The organism is Mycobacterium sp. NAZ190054, from assembly GCF_001545925.1.
Taxonomy (GTDB): domain Bacteria; phylum Actinomycetota; class Actinomycetes; order Mycobacteriales; family Mycobacteriaceae; genus Mycobacterium.
Map to the genome: position 1 here is coordinate 1 of NZ_LMVQ01000251.1, position 5,462 is coordinate 5,462.

The 5,462-nt window shown below is 64.2% G+C and carries 6 protein-coding genes and 1 pseudogene; 2 read left to right on the forward strand and 5 right to left on the reverse strand.

The annotated features are described in order from the left end of the window. Nucleotides 1–209: 209 nt before the first annotated feature. Together ASJ79_RS17645 and ASJ79_RS17650 are read left to right on the forward strand one after the other, a co-directional pair. Nucleotides 210–1,188: pseudogene (locus ASJ79_RS17645) on the forward strand (acyl-CoA dehydrogenase family protein). Nucleotides 1,189–1,254: 66 nt separating this feature from the next. After that, nucleotides 1,255–2,250: a diiron oxygenase gene (locus ASJ79_RS17650; RefSeq protein WP_067957738.1), complete on the forward strand. Its 996-nt coding sequence runs from the start codon at nucleotides 1,255–1,257 to the stop codon at nucleotides 2,248–2,250. A gap of 8 nt (nucleotides 2,251–2,258) precedes the next feature. Here ASJ79_RS17650 and ASJ79_RS17655 read toward each other — a convergent pair whose 3' ends face one another. The 5 genes from ASJ79_RS17655 to ASJ79_RS17675 all read right to left on the reverse strand — a co-directional run. After that, entirely contained in the window at nucleotides 2,259–2,972 is a 714-nt protein-coding gene (locus ASJ79_RS17655; protein WP_067957741.1) for a TetR/AcrR family transcriptional regulator, read from the reverse strand. 23 nt (nucleotides 2,973–2,995) lie between these two features. Further along, a complete protein-coding gene (locus ASJ79_RS17660) occupies nucleotides 2,996–3,253 on the reverse strand; it encodes a hypothetical protein (protein WP_231750896.1) in 258 nt (85 codons plus the stop codon). A gap of 153 nt (nucleotides 3,254–3,406) precedes the next feature. Continuing rightward, complete coding sequence (locus ASJ79_RS17665; protein WP_067957744.1) at nucleotides 3,407–4,270, reverse strand: urease accessory protein UreD; 864 nt, start codon at nucleotides 4,268–4,270, stop codon at nucleotides 3,407–3,409. Further along, nucleotides 4,267–4,890 carry an urease accessory protein UreG gene (gene ureG / locus ASJ79_RS17670; protein ID WP_067957749.1) on the reverse strand — a complete coding sequence of 208 codons (624 nt, stop codon included), beginning with the start codon at nucleotides 4,888–4,890 and terminating at the stop codon, nucleotides 4,267–4,269. Before ureG ends, ASJ79_RS17665 begins: the two co-directional genes overlap by 4 nt. Before the next feature lie 13 nt (nucleotides 4,891–4,903). Beyond that, the coding region (locus ASJ79_RS17675; protein ID WP_067957752.1) for an urease accessory protein UreF at nucleotides 4,904–5,462 on the reverse strand (559 nt) is incomplete at its 5' end.

Here is a 5,462-nt window from a genome sequence, read left to right on the forward strand (position 1 = left end):
ACACTCCCTGAATCTCGGTCCAGCCGTGCTTCGGCTGCGCGGCCACCCACGGTAGGCGGAACAACCTAAGTCAGGCTAATCAATTTTCGCTGGGCTGGTCAGACCGCGACAGACTATTTACCGCGACGCCCGGTCCCGGTAAGTTGCTACCGAGCGTCAACCGAGCGGTTGGCCGATCTGCCCCCTTCTCCAGCCGTCGAAAGGTCTGCATGTCCGAGATTCGATCACTGTGGATGGACGACGACCTCGCGGCGCTGCGTGACCTGGCGCGCGCCTTCATGGAGAAGGAGATCCAGCCGAACATCGACAAGTTCACCGAGCAGCATCACGTCGACCGCGAGCTGTGGAACAAGGCCGGCGAACTGGGGCTGCTGTGCCTGTCGGTGCCCGAGGAGTACGGCGGCGGAGGAGGCACGTTCGCGCACGAGGCAGTGCTGATCGAAGAACAGGCGCGCATCAGCGACTCGTCGTGGGGCGCCAGCCTGCACAACGGCATCGTCGCCCACTACCTGGTGGCCTACGGCAGCGAGGACCAGAAGCGGCAGTGGCTGCCGAAGATGGCCAGCGGTGAAGTGGTCGGCGCGATCGCGATGACCGAACCGGGTACCGGTTCGGACCTGCAGAACGTGAAGACCAAGGCGGTCCGCGACGGTGACGAGTACGTGGTGAACGGATCGAAAACGTTCATCACCAACTGTCAACAGGCGGACTTGAACCAACCTGCTAGGCGCCGAAGAAGGGCAGGGCTTCGTCCAGCTCATGCAGCAGTTGCCGCAGGAACGGCTGATCATCGCGGTGGCGTCGGTCGCGGGTATGGAGGCCGCGCTGGAGCAGACCCTGCGCTACACCAAGGAACGCCAGGCATTCGGCAAACCGATTTTTGCGTTCCAGAACACCAAGTTCAAGCTCGCCGAGGTCGCCACCGAAACCAAGATCGGCCGGGTGTTCATCGACGACTGCATCGTCCGCCATATCAAGGGCGAACTCGACATTCCGACGGTGGCGATGGCCAAGTGGTGGACCACCGAGCGGGCGATGGCGGCCGTCGACGAGTGCATGCAGCTGTTCGGCGGCTACGGCTACATGACCGAGTACCCCATCGCCAGGATGTGGACCGACCAGCGCGTGCAGAAGATCTATGCCGGCACCAACGAAATCATGAAGGAGATCATCGCCCGCACGCTCTGAGATATTTACCGGGACGATTTGTCTCGGTAAACTCGCGGTCAGCAGTCAGCATCCAAGGAGGCAACGATGCGGTCGCTCCTGTCCCGCCCCGCCGAACTCGAATCCGACTACCGGGGCCTATTGGAAGTGCTGTCCGCCGGATCCGTGCGCCGGCGTTTCGACCCGTACCTCGATATCGCCTGGGATTCACCGGAGATGGCGCTCGACCCCGACGATCCGCGGTGGGTGCTCTCCCCGAACGTCGACCCGTTGGGTGCGACGGCGTGGTACCAGAGCCAGCCACTGGACCGGCAGATCGAGATCGGTCGCTGGCGCACCCTGAACACGGTCAAGGTGGGTGCGGCGTTCGAGACCATTCTGATCCGCGGGCTGATGGCGTTCATCATGAAGCTGCCCAACAACTCGCCCGAGTTCCGGTACGCACTGCACGAGATGACCGAAGAGTGCAACCACATCCAGATGTTCCAGGAGCTGATCAACCGGTCCGGAACGGACGTCCCGGGTATGCGGCCGCTGTTCCGCCGGTTGTCGCCCTACATCGGCCTGTTCGGCCAGTGGATGCCGATCGGGTTCATGGCCGGCATTCTCGCCGGTGAGGAGCCGATCGACCATTTCCAGAAGGCGCTGCTACGCGAAGGTGCCGAGCTCCCGCCGGCGGTGCTGCGCACCATGCAGATCCACGTCGCCGAAGAGGCCCGGCACATTTCCTGGGCGCATGAGTTCATGAAGACGCATGCGCCGACGATGTCGTGGCGCATGCGGGCATTCGCCTGCTTGGCGTTCCCGCTGGTGCTGCGGTGGCTGTCGCACGAGATCATGGCTCCACCGAAGTCGTTTCGCGAGCAGTTCGACATTCCGGAAGAGGTCATCAAAGAAGCGTTCTGGCGCAGCCCGCATTCGCGCAAGATCCTGGTCGGCTACTTCGCCGAGACACGGGCGCTGAGCGAAGAGATCGGCTTGCGGAACCGGGTCGGCCGCTGGGCGTGGAAGCGCTGCGGCATCGACGGCGAGCCCGCCCGGTACCGTGGCGAGCCGGATCGCAGGGCAGCCTCAATCGCCTGACGCCGCAACTACTTACCCGTGAGCGCGGCGACGACCGCCATCAGCGGTTCGTCCCGGCTCACCTCGAGTCCGATCGAGCGGGACGCGCCGTCCAGGACATACCAGGCGTAGTCGGCCAGGTCGGCGACCATCTCCTCGCGTGACCGGGTCGGCGCGACGCCACGAACCCACGCGAACAACGTGGCCTCGACCATCGTCACCACGGCGAACGGAACGGTCTTGAACGCGGCATCGTCGACCCCGATCGAGCCGGCGATGGCGGCGATGATGCCCTCGGCGCGCCTGGTCATGCGCTGCTTGAGCTCGCTCACCGCATCCAGGGAGCCGTCGCCCTCGAAAGTGGGTCCGCGGCGGGCAAATTCGTGCAGCCGCGGGTGATCGAGCATCCAATCGACGACCGATTCCACTGTGCGGCTGAGAATTTCACGCAGCGAACCGGTCGTAATGTCGAGCTTGGCGTCCAGCACCGCCGCGAAGTCGCTGACCAGATACGAGCGAACGCGGCGTTCCAGTTCGTCCTTACTGCTGAACTGACGGTAGACCACCGACTTCGCCAGCCCCGCCCGCTTGGCGATGCTCTGCACGGAGAAGCCGGCATCGGACGGACTCTCCTCGATCAGTTCGATCGCCGCCTGCAGAATCTGTGTCCGCCGCTCGACGTTGTGTTGTTGCCAGCGTGCCTCGTACCCGCTGATTGCGGTGGTTCCCGTGGCACCTGGCATGGGCCAAGGATACTCAGCCGGTGCTATGTCGCGAACACCTGCGCGTCGTCGGCGAACGCCTTGAACTCCAGTGCGTTTCCGGCGGGATCGCGCAGGAACATCGTCCACTGCTCACCCCCCTCGCCCTTGAATCGCACGTACGGCTTGATGACGAACTCGACGTCGGCGTCGCGCAGTCGGTCCGCGAGCCGGTGAAGGTCGGCGATGGCATCGAAGCTCGGGTACCAATCATGTCCGAATGTTACCGGCCTCAGTAGCCGTTCCCGGGCGTCGTCACCCACAGCACGGTCGTCGGCCGATCGAAGCGGGTTACGGGGTCGGCCAGGACGGTGACGGGCGATGGTGCCAGCCGACCCCACCAGAAGGGCGGCTGTGTGCGGAAAGCGGGAATCAAGAAACAGCTGAACCGGGCGTTGAGCGCAGCCGCGGTGCGCTCAGCACTTCACTATCCGCCGCGCCGCCTTTCCGGCCAGGTGAGGCCGGACCAGTCGCCACACCTCGTATACCGCATCATGCACACGCCACGTGTCTGAACCGAGGATGCGCACGGCGAGCACATCGCGACGCACGCTCGCGCCTGCTCGGATCGAGCCGTCGGCGGAGAGGGCGGCCTCGACCCGCGCGGCCAGCGCATCGTCAGGATGCCCGTAGACCACGATCGTGCCGAGCACGCAGTCCCCGCCCCAGGCACGAGCGATCTTGGGGACGTCGGCGTCCTCGGCGATCAGGTTGTCGAGATACCGGGGCACGCTGTCCACATCGACTTGGAAGCGGGACCTCAGCGCCGAGAAGCCGAACAGTTCGTCGTGGCGGAAGTGTACGCGCCCGGCGACCGTTACCTCTGCCGCGAACAGCCGCGAGGTGGCGGTCAGCGAGAAGCGGGTGTCGCGCACCGCCCGGCAACCGGCATACGGGATCACCTCATCGGGCAGGTACTCCAGCAGAGCGTCAGGGGCCACGTCGAACCGGTAGGACTCAACGGCTCCGCCACCGTTTTCGCAGCGGTAGAACTTGGTGGCTTCGGTCGTGGTGACCAGGACCCGGGTTCCCGAGTCCATGGTGAGTTGGAACAGTCCGCTGTCGCCTTCAACAAATCCGCCACCGGAGTTCTGCACCAGCAGGAACGGTTGATCGTCGTTGTCCTGGTAGTGGGCGCCGTGCCATTGGTAGGGGATCCGCCGAAAAGTGGGCTGCAGGCGTGTCTGTCCGCATTCGACCTTTGCGCGGACGAACAGAGATCCGTGTTTGCCGATCTCACCGGAGCCGACGGCGGATGCGCCCAGGGCGACAGCTGTCATCGCGGCAATGCGGCATCGAGGAACATGAGGTCGCGTTCGATCCACTCGATCACGTTGTCTAAGCCCTTCTCGGACATTAGATCGGTGAACAAGAACGGCCGCTCCCCACGCTGCTTGAGGGAGTCGCGGTGCATCACATCGAGGCTGGCGCGAACCATCTCGGCCAGGTCGATTTTGTTGATTACCAACAGGTCCGACTTGGTGACTCCAGGTCCGCCCTTGCGCGGGATCTTGTCGCCGCCGGAGACGTCGATGACATAGATGTGGGCATCGACGAGATCGGGGCTGAAGGTGGCAGCCAGGTTGTCACCTCCGCTTTCGACGAAGATCAGGTCGAGGTCGGGGTGACGGCCCACCATGGTGTCCACCGCATGCAGGTTCATCGAGACGTCCTCACGGATGGCGGTGTGCGGGCAACCGCCGGTTTCCACGCCTATGATTCGGTCTGGCGGTAATGCCCCACTGCGGGTGAGGAATTCGGCGTCTTCACGGGTAAAGATGTCATTGGTGATCGCTGCCACAGAATGATTGACCGACATCTTCCGGGCCAACCGTTCGATTAGTGCGGTCTTGCCGGAACCGACGGGGCCTCCGACGCCGAGACGAATCGGTTTACGCATTGGAGCAGTCCTTTCATGAGATGCAGAGTCGCGTGGTCAAGCGCTCATGGCGCATGCCGGCGATCTCCAGGAGTGGAGTCATGGAACAGATGTCGTCGAGGGTCATGGTGGCCGCCCTGTCGGCGCAACGCTGCACCAGGTCGCGGCTGTCGGCCAGCAGTCCTTGTACATCACGTTGCCCGAGAGGTAGCAACCTGCCCACCACGCCCACCAGATTCGAGTACGCGGTGAACAGGTAGGCGCTCACCGCCGTCTCCCGTGCCACATTGTGGGCTCGGGCGTACACCCCGAACACGATGGCTGCGTGGCCGGCCGCGGTTCCGCTGCGAGTCGCGTCGGCATACGCGTGCCCCTGGACGCCGAAGGCCTCTTCCACCGTCCGCAGTGTGGCTCGGCCGGTCACCGAGCTGGCCTCGAACGCCTCCCTACTGGATTTGATCGCGGTCAGGGTCTGGTCGAGTGCGAGCAGTTGGTCGATCTCGTCGAGGCGGTGAGCGTCGTGTGCCAAGCCGACCGCGACACCCTCGGTTGGTGCCACACTCAGTTCGAGCCACTGATCGGCGTACTCGTGC

Excerpts from the sequence above, each read along its gene's own strand:
- ASJ79_RS17650 (WP_067957738.1), top strand. The coding sequence starts at position 1,255 with ATGCGGTCGCTCCTGTCCCGCCCCGCCGAACTCGAATCCGACTACCGG.
- ASJ79_RS17655 (WP_067957741.1), bottom strand. The coding sequence starts at position 2,972 with ATGCCAGGTGCCACGGGAACCACCGCAATCAGCGGGTACGAGGCACGC.
- ASJ79_RS17665 (WP_067957744.1), bottom strand. The coding sequence starts at position 4,270 with ATGACAGCTGTCGCCCTGGGCGCATCCGCCGTCGGCTCCGGTGAGATC.
- ureG (WP_067957749.1), bottom strand. The coding sequence starts at position 4,890 with ATGCGTAAACCGATTCGTCTCGGCGTCGGAGGCCCCGTCGGTTCCGGC.